This is a genomic window from Providencia sp. PROV130 (assembly GCF_028482225.1).
In the GTDB taxonomy this organism is placed as follows: domain Bacteria; phylum Pseudomonadota; class Gammaproteobacteria; order Enterobacterales; family Enterobacteriaceae; genus Providencia; species Providencia rettgeri.
Map to the genome: position 1 here is coordinate 201,331 of NZ_JAMPQC010000005.1, position 16,184 is coordinate 217,514.

Annotated in this window: 15 protein-coding genes and 1 other RNA gene; 4 read left to right on the forward strand and 12 right to left on the reverse strand. The window is 38.9% G+C overall.

Annotation, left to right across the window (positions count from 1 at the left end):
- The first annotated feature begins 104 nt into the window (after window positions 1–104).
- Window positions 105–473 carry an Hha toxicity modulator TomB gene (gene tomB / locus PSF28_RS04845; protein WP_004914480.1) on the forward strand — a complete coding sequence of 123 codons (369 nt, stop codon included), beginning with the start codon at window positions 105–107 and terminating at the stop codon, window positions 471–473.
- Between the two features lie 73 nt (window positions 474–546).
- Window positions 547–750 (forward strand): HHA domain-containing protein, encoded by a 204-nt coding sequence (locus tag PSF28_RS04850; protein WP_004905417.1) that lies wholly within the window; start codon window positions 547–549, stop codon window positions 748–750.
- A 324-nt stretch (window positions 751–1,074) separates the two neighbouring features.
- Here the strand turns inward: PSF28_RS04850 and ffs are convergent.
- Window positions 1,075–1,171: signal recognition particle sRNA small type (gene ffs, locus PSF28_RS04855), an RNA gene on the reverse strand.
- A 141-nt stretch (window positions 1,172–1,312) separates the two neighbouring features.
- Window positions 1,313–1,771 carry a YbaY family lipoprotein gene (locus PSF28_RS04860; RefSeq protein WP_210836531.1) on the reverse strand — a complete coding sequence of 153 codons (459 nt, stop codon included), beginning with the start codon at window positions 1,769–1,771 and terminating at the stop codon, window positions 1,313–1,315.
- Between the two features lie 239 nt (window positions 1,772–2,010).
- Here PSF28_RS04860 and tesB point away from each other — a divergent pair, with 239 nt between their 5' ends.
- On the forward strand, window positions 2,011–2,880 hold the full coding sequence (gene tesB, locus PSF28_RS04865; RefSeq protein WP_210836530.1) for an acyl-CoA thioesterase II: 870 nt from the start codon (window positions 2,011–2,013) through the stop codon (window positions 2,878–2,880).
- Between the two features lie 138 nt (window positions 2,881–3,018).
- Here the strand turns inward: tesB and amtB are convergent, their stop codons facing one another.
- The 5 genes from amtB to PSF28_RS04890 form a co-directional block, all read right to left on the reverse strand.
- Window positions 3,019–4,266, reverse strand: coding sequence for an ammonium transporter AmtB (gene amtB, locus PSF28_RS04870; protein WP_247605288.1), 1,248 nt, complete (start codon window positions 4,264–4,266; stop codon window positions 3,019–3,021).
- Between the two features lie 49 nt (window positions 4,267–4,315).
- Entirely contained in the window at window positions 4,316–4,654 is a 339-nt protein-coding gene (glnK, locus tag PSF28_RS04875; RefSeq protein WP_004905421.1) for a P-II family nitrogen regulator, read from the reverse strand.
- Between the two features lie 172 nt (window positions 4,655–4,826).
- Entirely contained in the window at window positions 4,827–6,611 is a 1,785-nt protein-coding gene (locus PSF28_RS04880; RefSeq protein WP_272684731.1) for a SmdB family multidrug efflux ABC transporter permease/ATP-binding protein, read from the reverse strand.
- Entirely contained in the window at window positions 6,608–8,353 is a 1,746-nt protein-coding gene (locus tag PSF28_RS04885) for a SmdA family multidrug ABC transporter permease/ATP-binding protein (protein ID WP_210836527.1), read from the reverse strand. Before PSF28_RS04885 ends, PSF28_RS04880 begins: the two co-directional genes overlap by 4 nt.
- A gap of 75 nt (window positions 8,354–8,428) precedes the next feature.
- Window positions 8,429–8,890 (reverse strand): Lrp/AsnC family transcriptional regulator, encoded by a 462-nt coding sequence (locus PSF28_RS04890; RefSeq protein WP_004905429.1) that lies wholly within the window; start codon window positions 8,888–8,890, stop codon window positions 8,429–8,431.
- Between the two features lie 278 nt (window positions 8,891–9,168).
- On the opposite strand from PSF28_RS04890, the gene queC reads away from it, so the two are divergent.
- On the forward strand, window positions 9,169–9,858 hold the full coding sequence (gene queC, locus PSF28_RS04895) for a 7-cyano-7-deazaguanine synthase QueC (RefSeq protein WP_272684732.1): 690 nt from the start codon (window positions 9,169–9,171) through the stop codon (window positions 9,856–9,858).
- Window positions 9,859–9,917: 59 nt separating this feature from the next.
- On the opposite strand, the gene PSF28_RS04900 is transcribed toward queC, so the two are convergent.
- The 5 genes from PSF28_RS04900 to lon all read right to left on the reverse strand — a co-directional run bounded on the left by PSF28_RS04900 (window position 9,918) and on the right by lon (window position 16,026).
- Window positions 9,918–10,346 carry an acyl-CoA thioesterase gene (locus tag PSF28_RS04900; RefSeq protein WP_210836523.1) on the reverse strand — a complete coding sequence of 143 codons (429 nt, stop codon included), beginning with the start codon at window positions 10,344–10,346 and terminating at the stop codon, window positions 9,918–9,920.
- Window positions 10,347–10,522: 176 nt separating this feature from the next.
- Window positions 10,523–10,894: a ComEA family DNA-binding protein gene (locus PSF28_RS04905; RefSeq protein ID WP_210836521.1), complete on the reverse strand. Its 372-nt coding sequence runs from the start codon at window positions 10,892–10,894 to the stop codon at window positions 10,523–10,525.
- Window positions 10,895–11,038: 144 nt separating this feature from the next.
- Complete coding sequence (gene ppiD / locus PSF28_RS04910; RefSeq protein WP_210836519.1) at window positions 11,039–12,910, reverse strand: peptidylprolyl isomerase; 1,872 nt, start codon at window positions 12,908–12,910, stop codon at window positions 11,039–11,041.
- Between the two features lie 175 nt (window positions 12,911–13,085).
- Window positions 13,086–13,361 (reverse strand): nucleoid-associated protein HU-beta, encoded by a 276-nt coding sequence (gene hupB, locus PSF28_RS04915; RefSeq protein WP_004914513.1) that lies wholly within the window; start codon window positions 13,359–13,361, stop codon window positions 13,086–13,088.
- Window positions 13,362–13,587: 226 nt separating this feature from the next.
- Window positions 13,588–16,026 (reverse strand): endopeptidase La, encoded by a 2,439-nt coding sequence (lon, locus tag PSF28_RS04920; protein WP_210836518.1) that lies wholly within the window; start codon window positions 16,024–16,026, stop codon window positions 13,588–13,590.
- Between the last annotated feature and the right edge of the window lie 158 nt (window positions 16,027–16,184).

Here is a 16,184-nt window from a genome sequence, read left to right on the forward strand (position 1 = left end):
ACATGCAACCTTTTATATTGAACATAGGTGCTTTAATTAGTTAACATGACATTATTGATAAAAAATACACACAGCAAAAGTCAGATTCGCCTGCGGAGGTGATTATGGATGAATACTCACCCAAAAGACACGATATAGCAGAACTAAAATACTTATGTAATAGCCTCAATAGAGACGCTATTTTAAGCTTACAAAAAACAAATACACACTGGATTAATGATTTAAGCTCCCCGCAAAGCGCAGCCTTGAATGAACTCATTGAACATATCGCTGCATTTGTATGGCGGTTTAAGATCAAATATCCAAAAGAAAATCTTGTTATATCACTTATCGAAGAGTATCTCGATGAGACCTATGATTTATTCGGCAGCCCAGTCATCACGCTCAGTGAAATTATAGACTGGGAAGCAATGAATCAGAGTCTTGTCACTGTGTTGGATGATGACCTAAAATGTCTAACCAGCAAAACCTAAAGATATTATTTATCTTTAGTTCAACTACAAAACCGTATATCAATAAGTAATTTTGCACAAAAGAAAGGGTATTATGACCAAATCTGATTATCTGATGCGTTTAAGAAAATGCACAACAATTGAAACTCTTGAGCGTGTCATTGAAAAAAATAAGTATGAATTATCTGATGATGAGCTAGAGCTATTCTATTCAGCTGCAGATCACCGCTTAGCTGAGCTCACAATGAATAAGCTTTATGATAAAATTCCAGCTTCTGTTTGGAAATTTGTTAGGTAATATCTTATTAACACGCACAGATAGTGAATGGTTGTAGCCGGTAAATCCCCTTATCGGCTGGACGCAATGTAATTATCGTTTTATTATTGGCACTATAATTATGCTAATGGAAATTTATTGCTTTTAATTTTAGCATATCAATTTTTCTTATTATAATAGTCAACAATTAATGTTGTATTCTTAACCTTTCTTTTTTTAACTTTAGAATTTATTTGAGATTTAGAATTTAATTAACAATTATAAAATATAATTAAATAACATACTTATAATAAATTAGAATATATAGATGAGAGGAAAGGCAAAAGATGCTGAGTTGGGTGGGAGCCCTGCCAGCGACATCCCGGCACACACGACCCCTGCTATGGCTGCTTCCTTCCGGACCTGACCAAGTTAACAAGTTAGCGTTGCGGGAGAACCAACAGAGCCCCCATTGAATGCTTCTTTCAAAGCAGGGGCATTATGCTTGATAGTCGTTGAAATAGCAAGAAACCCCTGACCAAGTGACTATTTATTACACAAGTACATATAAGAATAGCGACTCAACTAAAAAGTCACTTATTGACTAATTCGCAGGTACCATCAACAATTCAACATTTTTTGTGACACCATTATTGATAACCTCTACAACGCTATCACTAATGTATAAAAGTTTCCCATTCGCGTTCACGGTTGCATTAACAACTAGCGAGCCTTCCTGCCTAACTTCATTTTTTTGGTAAGTTAGTTCAAAAGGAATGGTTGGGCGATTATTCACTGAATTGTAATATTTTTGAGATAATATTAGTGCGGGTAAGTCCGCAACCGTTGTATCCGCCAAAGTAATTGTAACAACCGCGTCTTCAGGTAAAACAGTATCCTGTAAAATCACCACACGCCCCTCGATTTTCCCTGAATCGACCGTCTGGTTATTATTACTATTTTGAGCATTAAGTGCTTTTTCGCTGGGCTTGGTGCTATTCCCTTCACAGCTAACCAACGTTAAAAGCACTAATAAGCTAACAATGTAGCGAAAAAACTTCATAGTTATTACCTATAACACAATGTTTAATAAAACATTTTTAAATAGTCGGAATAGACAAATCATTTTCTGACGAGGGAATGATAAAAAGTATAACTAATATTGGTAGAATAATACATTTATATTTCCAAATGTAACAATACGTAACCCCAATTTATTCGATAGTAATTAATCTACCTATTCAGGGTAAATAATGGGAAAATACCAGTATCTCATTTACGTATAACAGAACTAAGATGACTATGAGCCCAGAATTACAGAATTTAATTAGCCTAATTGAACTCGAAAAAATTGAAGAAGGTATTTTTCGAGGACAAAGTGAAGACCTTGGTTTACCTCAAGTTTTTGGTGGACAAGTTGTTGGACAAGCCATGTATGCAGCGAAGCAAACCATACCTGAAGAAAGAGCAATTAATTCTTTTCATAGTTATTTTTTACGCCCTGGCGATAGCTCACGCCCTATTATTTATGACGTCGAAATTTTACGCGATGGCGGAAGCTTTAGCGCACGCCGAGTAAGTGCCATTCAAAATGGCAAACCTATCTTCTTTATGACTGCATCATTTCAATCGCAAGAAGAAGGTTATAGCCATCAAAACTTAATGCCAGATGTACCACCACCTACAAAATTAATTTCTCAAGATGATATTGTTCAAAGTTTGGCTGATAAATTACCGGAAGCAGTTAAAAAATATGCTCTTCGGCCAACCCCTTTTGAATTTCGTCCCGTTGAATTTTACAGCCCATTCGATGCCGCACCTCAAGAACCATTTCGTTATATTTGGTTCAAAGCGAAAGGGCAACTGCCTGATATACCTTCACTACACCACTATTTATTAGGTTATGCCTCTGATTACAATTTCCTTCCTGCCGCATTACAGCCGCATGGTAGGGGATTTATGGAACGCGACTTACAGGTTGCAACTATTGACCATTCAATGTGGTTCCATCGCCCATTTAAAATTGATGATTGGTTACTGTACGCTGTAGAAAGCCCTTCAGCATCAGGAGGGAGGGGTTTCGTGAAAGGACAAATCTATAATTTACAAGGTGATCTTGTTGCAACTGCAGTTCAAGAAGGCGTAATTCGCCAACGACAATCCCGTAAATAGCCGACATTTAAAGTAAGTGATTACTTACTTAGAGAAATAAATTAGTCAGTTTAAAAAGGTAATGGCAGCCAGCAATAAGCTGCCATTATCAATTTACATAAAACACAGTATTATCCTGTAATTATCTTTACATGAAGGTTAATTGTAGGCACTCTCACCATGAGAAGTGATATCTAAGCCTTCCCTTTCTTTTTCAACATTAATTCGTAAGCCTGATGTTTTCGCTGCGATTTTAAATGCGATATAAGCAACAATTGCAGTCCAAACAACACAAACTAGGATGCTAACGGCTTGAATTCCTACTTGTTTCATCATCGTAATACCTTCCACATAGCCACTTCCTCCTAATGCAGTTGAGGTAAATACCCCCGTGAGTAAACAACCTAAAATGCCACAGACTCCGTGAACGCCAAAAACATCGCAAACATCATCAACTTTTAACCGACGTTTTAAAATTACTACCCCCCATAAACCCGCCAACCCAGAAAGTAGCCCAATAATTAATGCCCCGCCAACACCCACAGTACCCGCTGCAGGTGTAACACCAACCAACCCAGCCAAACATCCAGAGCAAGCCCCTAATAATGAAGGTTTCTCCCTGAAAAGCCATTCCGCTAAAGTCCACGATAAGATAGCACCAGCTGCAGCTGCGATAGTGTTCACAAACGCCAGTGCAGCGATACTATTTGCACTTCCGGCCGAACCTGCATTGAAACCAAACCAGCCAATGAATAATATAGACGTTCCCATAAATACCATAGGTAGGTTATGAGGTTTAATGGCTTCTTTCCCTAAGCCGGTACGATGCCCCAGTAAGTAAGCACCAACTAAGCCTGCAACAGCCGCATTAATATGAACAACCGTACCTCCAGCAAAATCTAATGCGCCATCTTGCGATAAAATACCGCCTCCCCACACCATATGTGCCATTGGCAAATAAGCAAATGTAGTCCAAATAAGGGTAAAAATTAAAATTGCAGAAAATTTAATTCGCTCCCCTAATGCACCAATCACTAATGCAACCGTTAAGCATGCAAATGCACCTTGAAACACGACGTGAATAAATTGAGGGATCGGCCCAGATAAGCTTTCCACAGTAATATCTTTCAACATAATCTGGCTAAAACCACCGATAAAATCATTTCCCTCACTAAAAGCTAAACTGTATCCATAAACAATCCAAATAACAGACACCAAAGCAAAAATAACGGTAGTTTGAGCCATCAAAGAAAGAACATTTTTACTTCTTAGTAACCCGCCATAAAATAATGCGATACCTGGTAGTATCATAAAAATAACTAAAGCAGTCGCTATCATCATGAATGCGTTATCCGCTTTATCCAGAGTTTCCTCTGCAGCAAACACAGTTATTGGAAAACCACCCATTAATAACAATAAGAATAAGTATTGGAACCCTTTGCGCATAGTTGTTCTCCTACAGTGCTTCGTCTTGTTTTTCACCTGTACGAATACGTACCGCTTGCTCTAATGACAAAATAAATATTTTTCCATCCCCAACTTGGCCCGTATAAGCTTTTTTTTCAATTGTTTCAATTACCTGCTCCACCAACTCATCAGAAACAGCTATTTCCATACGTACTTTAGGTAAAAAATCGACAGTATATTCAGCACCTCTGTACAATTCGGCATGTCCTTTTTGCCTCCCAAAGCCTCGAACTTCAGTAATGGTAAGCCCTTGAACTCCAATATCTGATAACGCTTCTCGGACTTCATCTAATTTGAATGGCTTAATGATCGCGATGATATATTTCATGTTCACTCCTATAAGTCAGGTGAATAAACTGCTCAATACTTTGAACAGCACTGACGTTATAGCAAACCGTGTGCCAAAATATATTTATTCATATAATTCAATATGAAAGGACAAAATAAAAAACCACTCGGATGAGTGGCTTTAGGGGGTGCATTATAAGAGTGCAGAATAATTAACTAGGTATAGCCTCAACTTTAGCATCACTATGGGCATTCAATGATTCCCCAACTTGTTGCAACTGGTACATTTGATAATAGCGTCCTTTTTGTTGCAAAAGCTGTGAATGTTTGCCTTGCTCAACAATTGCACCACGATGTAACACAACGACCTGATCAGCATCGACGATCGTCGATAAACGGTGAGCTATCACCACTAACGTAGTATGTTGGCGGATCACACGTAATGCTTTTTGTATCGCTTGCTCTGTTCCTGAGTCAATATTCGCGGTTGCTTCATCCAAAATTAAAATTTTAGGTGTCACCACAAGTACTCGGGCCATCGCTAGTAATTGCCTTTGCCCAACAGATAACGTATTTCCTTGTTCACCGAGCACGGTATCTAACCCATCAGGTAACCCACGAACCAATTCCGCAAGCTGAACAGTTTCAAGAACTTCCCAGACTTTATCTTGGCTAATTTCACGTCCTAATGCGACGTTATCAAAAAAAGAAGCAGCGAGAACAACAGGGTCTTGTTGCACCATTGCAATACCATTACGTAATACTTGATGAGATAGTGAACTTAAATGACGTCCATCAAGTAAAATATCCCCTTCTTGCCATGGGTAATATCCCATAATTAAATTTGCAATGGTACTTTTACCACTTCCTGTATGGCCGACCAATGCAATAAAATTATTATCAGGCACTTGTAAATTAATATCTTTAAGCACAATGTTGTTATCACGATAGGCAAAGGATAAATGGTTAATTGAGATTGAACCACCTTGTAACGGCTCCATACTTTCGCCATAGCCTTGTTGCGGGCTATCCATTAATTCAAAAACACGCTCACCAGAAACAACGGCTTGCTGCAACATTGACTGCTGAGAAGTTAATTCAATGAGCGGTTCATTCAAGCGGCCTAAATAATTAATAAAAGCATATAAAACACCAACACCAATAGTGGTCGTTCCTTCGAATCCAAATAGCAATAGTAAGCCACATAATACTGAAGCAGAAAGTAAGCTCAGCAATGGCCTTAACAATAAGCCATCAAGTTTTAATGCTTTCATTCTTGCAAAATAATGGTCTTGGCTAATACTTTGCATTTTTTCGCCAAACCTAGCTTGCTGGATAAATTGCTGAATAACCGTCATGCCATTAATAACTTCATTAAAACCGTTATTAATATCAGCAAGATAAGATCTTACACGACGTACAATCGGTGTGCTTAAGCGCTGATAAACAAGCATTACCACAAATACGGCAGGAAAAATCATCACTGCAATTGATGCCATACGCCATTCCAATGAAAACATGGCAACCAGCATGGCACAGATCAGCGCTAAGCTACGAAAAACGGTTGGTACAACCATTACAAATAGATCTTTAATAACTTCAGTATCATTTGTAACTCGTGAAATTAACTGACCAACTGGCTGTTTATCAAATGCACTTAGAGGCTGCCTAAGAGCGGCATTCATCACATCTGTTCGCAATGTTTGCACTACCCCCACAGAAGCTTTATTAAATAAAATAATTTGATAGTAATGTAATAGTGCAGCAATAACTTGGAGCAATATAAACCCAACAGCCATATATAAAGCCAGTGGCATGATAATTTGTTTTTTCGCTATCATGTTATCAATAAAATAACTGATTAGCAGAGGCCCACTAACTTCTGCAATAGCAGCTAACCATAGCATTGCAATGGCAATGCCCATGGTTCCTTGGTACGCTTTTCCGTAAGCAAGTAAACGCTTAAGTGCTGGCCATAGTGGTTTCTTTTGGCTCATAGATCACCATCCAAAGCTGCCTCAATCTGTTGATACTGATACATATCTTTATACCAACCCGATTGCTCAATAAGCACATCATGTCTACCTCGACTAACAATAGCACCTTGAGATAGCACAAGAATGTTGTCCGCCTCTACCAATGCAGATAGACGATGGGCACTGATGATCATGGTTTTACCTTGCCGCCAATGACTTAAATTTTGTAAAATTGTAAACTCAGTCTGCCCATCAACGGCAGAAAGTGCGTCATCCAACACCAAAATTTCCGCATTCTGCAAGATAGCCCTTGCGATAGAAATTCGTTGTTTCTGTCCGCCTGATAACATGACGCCACGCTCACCAACCTGAGTAGAATAGCCTTCAGGTAAACGTAAAATATCATCATGTACACAAGCGATAGACGCAGCCTGTTCAATTTCTTCTTGAGTGGCGTCAGGCCGCCCAAGCGCGATATTCCCTGCGACTGTATCTGAAAACAGAAATGGAGACTGATTTACGATAGATAACCGAGTACGCCATTCATCTAAACGAATTTCGGGTAGCGGCAAACCTTGATAGCAAATAACCCCCTCCGTAATATCAAACTGACGTTGTAATAACGTCAACAATGTTGATTTTCCAGATCCTGTTGGCCCACATATCCCTAAAAATTGCCCAGGTTTTAGGTCAAACTTAATATCATGCAATGCTGTTCTCGTGGTTTCTGGATAACAAAAGTTGATGATATTCACATTCAAATTTCCCTTTTCAGGCTGTAATGAATGCGAACCATCCTGAATAACTAACGGTTCATTGAGCAAACTTAGAATACGGCTATAAGCCGCACTACCTCGTTCAACGATATTAAACATCCATGCGAGAGCTAACATCGGCCAAATCATTAACCCTAGATACATCACAAAACTCGTTAATTCGCCTAGCGTCAATGTGTCGTTTAATACCATCCAGCTTCCCCCTGCAATAGCGAGTAAATTGGCCATACCAATCGCCATAAAAATAGTGGGGTCAAAACGCGCATCAACTTTAGCAACGTGCATATTGCGACGCCCTGCCTCAGTAGCTACCTGTTCAAATTGATTTGATTGATGATCTTCGAGGCCAAAAGCTTTAATCATACGAATACTTGTTAAGCTTTCTTGTGCATGATTATTTAAAGACGAAAATGCCCCTTGGGCATGCTTGAAACGCTGATGAAGCTGATCCCCATAACGTTTAATGATTAATGCCATAATTGGCATTGGAATAAGTGCAAGTAAAGTAAGCTGCCAACTAATTTCAACGCTCATCATGATGAGCACCGCACACCCCATCACTAATGAGTCAACTAATGTTAAAACCCCTTCACCTGCAGCAAACACAACTCGGTCAACATCATTCGTTGTACGTGCAATTAAATCGCCCGTTCGGTACCTAAGGTAAAATGCTTGGTTTTGCAGACTTAGTTGCTGATAAAATTTTTGTCGTAGTTGTACGGCTAACTTATAAGAAGCACCAAATAACCATAAACGCCAGACATAGCGCAAACCATACACAACCAATGCAATCAACAGCATGACTAAAACATAAGTGATCAATTGCTTTGTCGACATTGCCCCTTTACTAATTCCATCAACAACAACACCAACAATGCGTGGGGGAACTAATTGTAAGATAGCAATGATAATTAAAAAGCAAACAGCGCCGAGATAGCGCCGCCATTCACTCAAAAAATACCAACTTAGTTGTGAAAATAATCGCACGTAATACTGCCTTGAATATATTGATTTATTGGTGCCTAAGAATGAGAGCCCGTAATTATCTAAGTTATTACAGGGTTAATCAGGAATAGGCAATACTGTCGTATACTTGATTTTTTCCATTGCAAAGCTTGAAGTTACATCGATTAAACCATGAACACCATTAACTAACTTTTTATAAAATAAGTCATATGATTTCATATCATGTACTTCTACTTGCATAAGATAATCATACTCCCCAGCCATACGATAAAACATCAGAACTTCAGGAAGTTGACTAACAAAAGAAACAAATTGCTCATACCACTCACTATTATGATGCTGTGTTTTAATTGTCACAATCACCGTTAAACCTAAACCTAACTTCTCACCGTCGAGTAAAGTGACTCGCCCTCGAATATAACCTTCATCTTCAAGCCTTTTTAACCTTTTCCAGCACGGAGTAGATGTTAAATTAACAGCTTCAGCAAGGGTATTTAAGGATAGGCTGCTGTCATTTTGCAATAAACAAAGCAGTTTTTTGTCTATTTTATCTAACATGGTTGCTCTCTTGACTTGGGTGTAAGTGCTTTTATCATTATTTTATTAGCCGTATAACTATATTATGCAATAATTGAACAATTAAAAAACAATAAAAATGTCACCAAATGCCATGATTATAGAATATTTTTATACAAATGACCAAATCGACATATAAATAGTACTTCAATCAAACTAATTTGATAAAAATAGAACTATGAATTACATCCCAGTATCGCTAACATGCTTTACTCTCTTCCCATCACATTTTAACAATGATATATCACCAAGGAGTACCTATGAAACGCGCAGTTGTGGTTTTTAGCGGAGGCCAAGACTCAACAACCTGTCTTATTCAAGCTTTGCAAAACTATGATGAAGTTCATTGTGTTACTTTCGATTACGGCCAGCGCCACCGTTTTGAAATCGAAGTCGCACAGAAATTGAGCGTGTCTTTAGGTGCTACAGCACATAAAGTGTTAGATGTCACATTACTCAATGAATTAGCAATCAGCAGCTTAACTCGAGATAACATCCCAGTTCCTGATTTTGCAGAAAGCGAGTCCAGTACTTTACCCAGCACTTTTGTTCCTGGACGCAACATTTTATTCCTCACATTAGCCGCAATTTATGCCTACCAAGTACAGGCAGAAGCAGTGATAACCGGTGTTTGTGAAACTGATTTTTCAGGTTACCCAGATTGCCGAGATGAATTTGTCAAAGCCCTTAATCATGCTGTAGACCTCGGTCTTGCCAAAAATATTCGCTTTGAAACCCCGTTAATGTGGTTGAATAAAGCCCAAACATGGGCTCTTGCCGACAGTTATGGCCACCTTGAAACCATCAGACAACAAACACTGACTTGTTATAATGGTATTCAAGGTGATGGCTGCGGTGAATGTGCTGCCTGCCATTTAAGGAGCAAGGGCTTAAATGAATATTTAAATGATAAAGAAGCCATCATGCTCTCATTAAAACAAAAACCATAATGAATTAGTCAAACACACAGCCTACCATTAGCTTATTCGTAATATTCAAGCTAAGTAGGCTAGTTTTGAATAAAATCTTCAGAGCTCACCTTGAATGACTCTAACTTCTCACGCAGCTGTTCATCGATGACAATCGCTTTATTTTCTATATTATCAATAAAAACAAATGTCACATATGCATCTGAAACAACCTCTTGGATTCCTGCTTTAGTGCGAATTATTTGTTGGTAACATACTGCGCTTTTACTGCCTATTTTGTCCATACGGGTCACCACAGTCAGCTCATCACCGAGTAAAACGCCTTGGATATAATTTACATTAATATTCACTGCAGCCATTGTTAAATTGTTTTTTATGGCCCAACTAATAAAATTGCGTTTGTTCATCCACTCCCAACGGTCTGCTTCATAGAATTCTAAATAGCGTGCATTATTAACATGCTGAAAAACATCTATATGATAACCATGAACTTTAATGTGTGTTGTCATAACTACTCCGACCAGTTTATTTTTTAATAACATAAAAATAACAAATGTACGGAAAATGTGCTGAATGATTATCAATAATAAGACTTAGCTCGCAAATTATTTACAAAAGGCTTAGTTTTCTGATTAATTATCAACCTTTCAATATATTCCCCCATACTCTGTACGGGGGGATTTAGTTACAAAGTTAACTTATTTTTATTCTTTTCTAAAAATGCAGGACCTATCCCCTGAACTTCTAAAATATTTTCAATGGAATTAAAAGCACCATACTTTTGCCTATATTCAACGATGGCTTTAGCTTTCTGCCGACCTATACCTGTAAGTTTTTCGGCAAGTTCCTCTTCACCCGCTAAGTTAATATTTACTTTATCAGACTGATCATGATTAGTTGATGGTGAGTTATTACTTACTTGTTTTTCTTGAATGACAGCCGCAGTGGTTTTTTCTGGCTCAATTTTCTTAGCCAAAGAAAAAGAAGAAAATGAGCATAATAAAGAAAGGAGCAGAACAATACCTAATCTGCATTTATTGACTGAATTCCATAACATATTTGTTCTCCTGTGTATGTTGAGACACAAGGATGCCATAGAAAAATATGGAACTCTTTTCAATAAAATTAAAAATACGAAAGGCCACCCAAAGGTGGCCTTCTGTTCATAACGTTGCAATTTTACTTGCGAAGCTGCTCGCAATTATTCAATATTCAGCACTTCAATTTTTGCATTTTCACGCAAGTTAAGCATCAAAGCTTCGTTAACCGCAGAACTCATAGCACCTTGGTATTCACGAGTTAGTTGTTTTAACTCGTCATCTGTTGGTTGGCCTAATGTGACTTTATCTAGCTGAATAACCACATAGTTATCAGACTCGTCACGCGCAAGTGCGTAGCTTGGTTTACCATCAACAGGTTGTGGCATTTCCATTGTCGCATTGATAACCGCTGTTTGTGGCATTAAACGAGAAACGGTTTGAGTATCAGAGAATTTAACACCCGTAGCATTCAGAGCTTCAGCCCCTTTACCCGCTTTTAACTCAGTAAGTAATTTATCGCCCGTAGCTTTCAACTCTGCTTCGGCTTTTTGGCGTTTAACCAGTGTTTCAATTTCTGACTTAACCTGTTCAAAAGGTTCAACACTTTCAGGTTTGTACTCTGTAACACGCACAACAAATGCACGGTCACCTTCCACGTTAATAACGTCTGAGTTGATTCCTTTAGAACCATTTTTATCCACTAAACGGTCGCTAAATACTTCACTGACCACTTTAGGGAAATTAAGTGCAGCAGGTGGGTTTGTTCTATCAAACCAATCCGTTGTCACAGCTTTCAAACCAGATACAGATTCAACTGAGACTAATGATTCCATATCACTAGTAGCCGCTTCACTGACTTTTTGCTGTAAATCATAGAATTGCTTAATGTTTTTATCTTGAAGTAAGCTAGTTTTAATACTTTCTTCAACTTGCTCAAACGGTTTAATCGATTCTGGCTTAATATCATCTAAACGAAAAATAACATAGCTATTTTGTGATTTAACAGGTGCCGAAAGTTGCCCTTTTTCTGTTAATTTAGCATCCACAATCTCGCTTGGCGTTGATGCAGCTTCCATCCAGCCAATCAAGCCTTTTTGCCCTGCACTGAATTTATCCGTTGATTTTTCAGCGGCTAACGTTGCAAAATCTGCACCTTGTTTTAATTCACTCAGAATATCATTCGCTTCTTTTTCAGAAGCCACCTGAATCATACTGTACTGCTTTTGCTCTGCCTGAGTATAATTTTTCAGGTTTTGCTCATAATAGGTTTTTACTTCTTCATCAGACACTGTCGCTGGTGCCATCGACGCTGCATCCATTTCAACATAGCTTACTTGCACTTTCTCAGGTGAGATAAAGCTATTTTGGTTAGCATCATAATAAGCTTTTAATTCTTCTTCAGAGGCTGTTTGTTTTGCTTGAACCTCTGTTAAATCTAAAGTTGCAGTGCGAATTTCACGCTCTTGCATAAATAATTCAGCATACGCTTTGACTTCAGATGGTAAAGCGAAATCGGTTCCAGTAAAGGTTTTGGCTAGCTGAGCACGTGTAAGATCTTGGCGAATTTGAGCCGCAAGGCTATCTGCATTAATGTTGTTACGACTTAAGATCTCACGATATTTTTCGCTATCAAACCGGCCATCTGTTTGAAAAACAGGCATTGAGAAAATATATTGCTCAATTTGCTGATCGCTTGCTGAGAGTTGTAGTTCATTAGCATACTGATTAATCAATTCATTGTTAATCAAGTTATCAAGAGCTTGGCGGCGCAGTAAATTCATGCTTTCTTCATTACTAGCGACTTCTGAAAATTTATCCCCCAGATACTCTTGTAATGATTGGCGCTCTTGTTGAAAAGCTTGCTGTAGCTGCTCTCGGCTTATTGACTGCCCGTTAACTTCAGCGGCATTATTTGCACTGTTGCCACCAAGGCCACCCATCATAACGCCACCCAACACGAATGAAAGGATAATCAGCGCCAGTATTATTTTGAGCAAAGGACTATTCGCCTTTGTGCGTAAATTTTCCATCATAAAAAGGCTTAACTCCGCTTTGTTGAATTCAATTTCCTGATAATACGCTAATCTTAACTCAGAAAGAAAAAAAAGCGCACCATTTCAATGGTGCGCTTATATATTAGCTGATTAAAGACATTCCGTCAGTTTGAGTTTTCGCAAAAATACGAGAAAGACAAACTTAAATACCTAATTAGCTATTTACAGCGTCTTTAAGACCCTTGCCTGGACGGAAAGCAGGAACTTTTGCCGCAGCTATTTTAATTTCTTTACCCGTTTGAGGGTTACGGCCTGTACGTGCTGCACGCTCACGAACAGAGAAAGTCCCAAAGCCAACTAGAGCAACATCGTCCCCTTTACTCAAAGAACCCGTTACAGTAGCAACGAACGCGTCAACAACACGACCTGCTGCAGCTTTAGAAATATTCGCATCAGAAGCGATTTGATCAATCAGTTGAGCTTTATTCACTCTTATCATCCCCATATTAGTTGGACTATAAATCTCTTAATTAACTATAGCAGTTATTAGTATAGTTAATTAATGATGCAGCCGTTATATCAATCCTGATTACCAATGGCAAGAGAACAGATTGCATACAAACAATTATCAGAATCATCGTTAAATTAGCGATGAAAAAAAAGGCTGACAAGCCCTAAATTAGCTGTCAGCCTTAATTTTATACAAACTTCTTGATTCAGCTCACTCTTTTAGCTTTCTTTTTAACTACTTCAGCGCCAAAAGGAGGATTAACTAAAGCCAAAGATAAGACTTCTTCAATCGTTTTCACAGGGTGAATTTCAAGATCTGCGATCACATTTTGAGGAATTTCTTCTAAATCACGTTCGTTTTCTTTAGGAATTAATACTGTTTTAATCCCTCCACGGTGTGCCGCCAATAATTTCTCTTTTAAGCCACCAATTGGGAAAACTAACCCTCTTAATGTAATTTCACCCGTCATAGCAACATCTGCTCTCACTGGATTACCCGTTAGGCAAGAAACTAATGCTGTAGACATCGCAATACCTGCACTTGGACCATCTTTTGGCGTTGCCCCTTCAGGTACGTGCACATGGATATCGCGTTTTTCATAAAAATCACCATTAATACCCAGTTTTTCCGCTCGAGCCCTAACAACCGTTAATGCAGTTTGAATAGACTCTTGCATCACTTCACCTAAAGAACCAGTATAAGTTAGTTTACCTTTACCGGGCACACAAGCAGTTTCAATAGTGAGTAAGTCACCACCAACTTCAGTCCAAGCAAGGCCTGTAACTTGCCCAACACGGTTTTCTGTGTCTGCTTGGCCGTAATCAAAACGACGAACGCCCAGGTAATCTTTCAGGTTGTCCGCATTGATTTCAATGTGCTTGAGCTTTTTGTCCATAAGTAGCGCTTTAACCGCTTTACGGCACAATTTAGAGATTTCACGCTCTAAACCACGAACTCCAGCTTCACGAGTGTAATAACGAATGATGCTCATTAAAGCACTATCATCGATAGTTAACTCATTCTTTTTCAACGCATTACGTTCAATCTGCTTAGACAGCAAATGTTTTTTCGCAATATTCAGTTTTTCATCTTCTGTATAACCAGAAAGACGAATCACTTCCATACGATCTAGCAATGGCGCAGGGATGTTCATTGAGTTCGATGTTGCAACGAACATCACATCAGATAAATCGTAATCCACTTCTAAGTAGTGGTCGTTAAAGGCAATATTTTGCTCTGGATCAAGCACCTCTAGCAACGCAGAGGCTGGGTCACCACGCATATCAGATGACATTTTGTCAATTTCATCCAGTAAAAATAGTGGGTTTTTGACGCCTACTTTTGCCATCTTTTGGATCAGCTTACCTGGCATTGAACCAATATAAGTACGACGGTGACCACGGATTTCAGCTTCATCGCGCACCCCACCTAATGCCATACGTGTATATTGGCGACCCGTAGCCTTAGCAATAGATTGCCCCAAAGAGGTTTTACCTACACCCGGAGGTCCAACCAAACAAAGGATTGGCCCTTTAATTTTACTGACGCGGCTTTGCACTGCCAGATACTCTAAAATACGGTCTTTCACACGCTCTAAACCGTAGTGATCGGTATCTAACACTTCTTGTGCTTTAACTAAGTCTTTTTTGACTTTGCTACGTTTATGCCATGGAACCTGCACCATCCAATCAATATAACTACGGACAACAGTAGCTTCTGCTGACATCGGAGACATCATTTTCAGCTTCTGCAATTCTGCTTCGGCTTTTTCTTGTGCCTCTTTTGGCATTTTCGCTTCTTCGATTTTACGTTTTAGCGATTCATATTCGTCTGGCGCATCATCCATTTCACCCAGCTCTTTCTGAATAGCTTTCATTTGCTCATTCAGATAATACTCGCGCTGGCTTTTTTCCATCTGTTTTTTAACACGGTTGCGGATGCGTTTTTCCACTTGCAGCAACTCAGTTTCTGACTCCATCATGGCCATCAAAAACTCTACGCGTTCAGCAATATTTGCCATTTCTAAAACGCGTTGTTTATCTGCTAATTTTAATGGCATATGAGAGGCAATGGTATCTGCCAGTTTATCTAGCTGATCTTGTTCAATTGCATGTAACGCAGTTAGTACTTCAGGTGGAATCTTTTTATTCAGTTTTATATAGCTTTCAAACTGACTAACAATAGTGCGATACAATACTTCGTTTTCTTTTTCATCAAGGACATCTGATGATTGAGAACCCGCTAACGTTTCATCATACGCTGCGTGTTCAGATTCATTATTTTGCTCTGTTGCCAAATACTCTGCTTGCGCTAAGAAATATTCGCCATTATCTGTCAAACTGGTAATACGTGCGCGTCGTAGGCCTTCAACAAGGACTTTAACGGTACCATCAGGCAGTTTTAACATCTGAATAACGGATGCGACTGTACCGACAGCAAATAAATCATTCACCCCTGGCTCATCAGTCGAGGCTTCTTTTTGCGCAACCAGCATTACCTGCTTGTCATGATCCATCGCTGCTTCCAGACTGTGAATGGATTTTTCACGTCCAACAAACAGTGGGATCACCATATGTGGGTATACCACTACATCACGCAGAGGCAATACTGGTATTTCAATGCGTTCGGAACGCTCAGGATTCATAAAGCTCTCTCTTCGTTTAGCTCACGCTAGTTTAAGGGTTTCTGTCTCTTGCTTTAAAATTGCTTTCTAAAACAAGGAAACCACACCTCAGAATATAAACTATATGGGGACAAGATTTTAGCATTCAATGGCTAGTTGAACATAAAAAACAAAATGAG

Excerpts from the sequence above, each read along its gene's own strand:
- tomB (WP_004914480.1), top strand. The coding sequence starts at position 105 with ATGGATGAATACTCACCCAAAAGACACGATATAGCAGAACTAAAATAC.
- PSF28_RS04850 (WP_004905417.1), top strand. The coding sequence starts at position 547 with ATGACCAAATCTGATTATCTGATGCGTTTAAGAAAATGCACAACAATT.
- PSF28_RS04860 (WP_210836531.1), bottom strand. The coding sequence starts at position 1,771 with ATGAAGTTTTTTCGCTACATTGTTAGCTTATTAGTGCTTTTAACGTTG.
- tesB (WP_210836530.1), top strand. The coding sequence starts at position 2,011 with ATGAGCCCAGAATTACAGAATTTAATTAGCCTAATTGAACTCGAAAAA.
- amtB (WP_247605288.1), bottom strand. The coding sequence starts at position 4,266 with ATGGGTGGTTTTCCAATAACTGTGTTTGCTGCAGAGGAAACTCTGGAT.
- glnK (WP_004905421.1), bottom strand. The coding sequence starts at position 4,654 with ATGAAATATATCATCGCGATCATTAAGCCATTCAAATTAGATGAAGTC.
- PSF28_RS04880 (WP_272684731.1), bottom strand. The coding sequence starts at position 6,611 with ATGAGCCAAAAGAAACCACTATGGCCAGCACTTAAGCGTTTACTTGCT.
- PSF28_RS04890 (WP_004905429.1), bottom strand. The coding sequence starts at position 8,890 with ATGTTAGATAAAATAGACAAAAAACTGCTTTGTTTATTGCAAAATGAC.
- queC (WP_272684732.1), top strand. The coding sequence starts at position 9,169 with ATGAAACGCGCAGTTGTGGTTTTTAGCGGAGGCCAAGACTCAACAACC.
- PSF28_RS04900 (WP_210836523.1), bottom strand. The coding sequence starts at position 10,346 with ATGACAACACACATTAAAGTTCATGGTTATCATATAGATGTTTTTCAG.
- PSF28_RS04905 (WP_210836521.1), bottom strand. The coding sequence starts at position 10,894 with ATGTTATGGAATTCAGTCAATAAATGCAGATTAGGTATTGTTCTGCTC.
- ppiD (WP_210836519.1), bottom strand. The coding sequence starts at position 12,910 with ATGATGGAAAATTTACGCACAAAGGCGAATAGTCCTTTGCTCAAAATA.
- lon (WP_210836518.1), bottom strand. The coding sequence starts at position 16,026 with ATGAATCCTGAGCGTTCCGAACGCATTGAAATACCAGTATTGCCTCTG.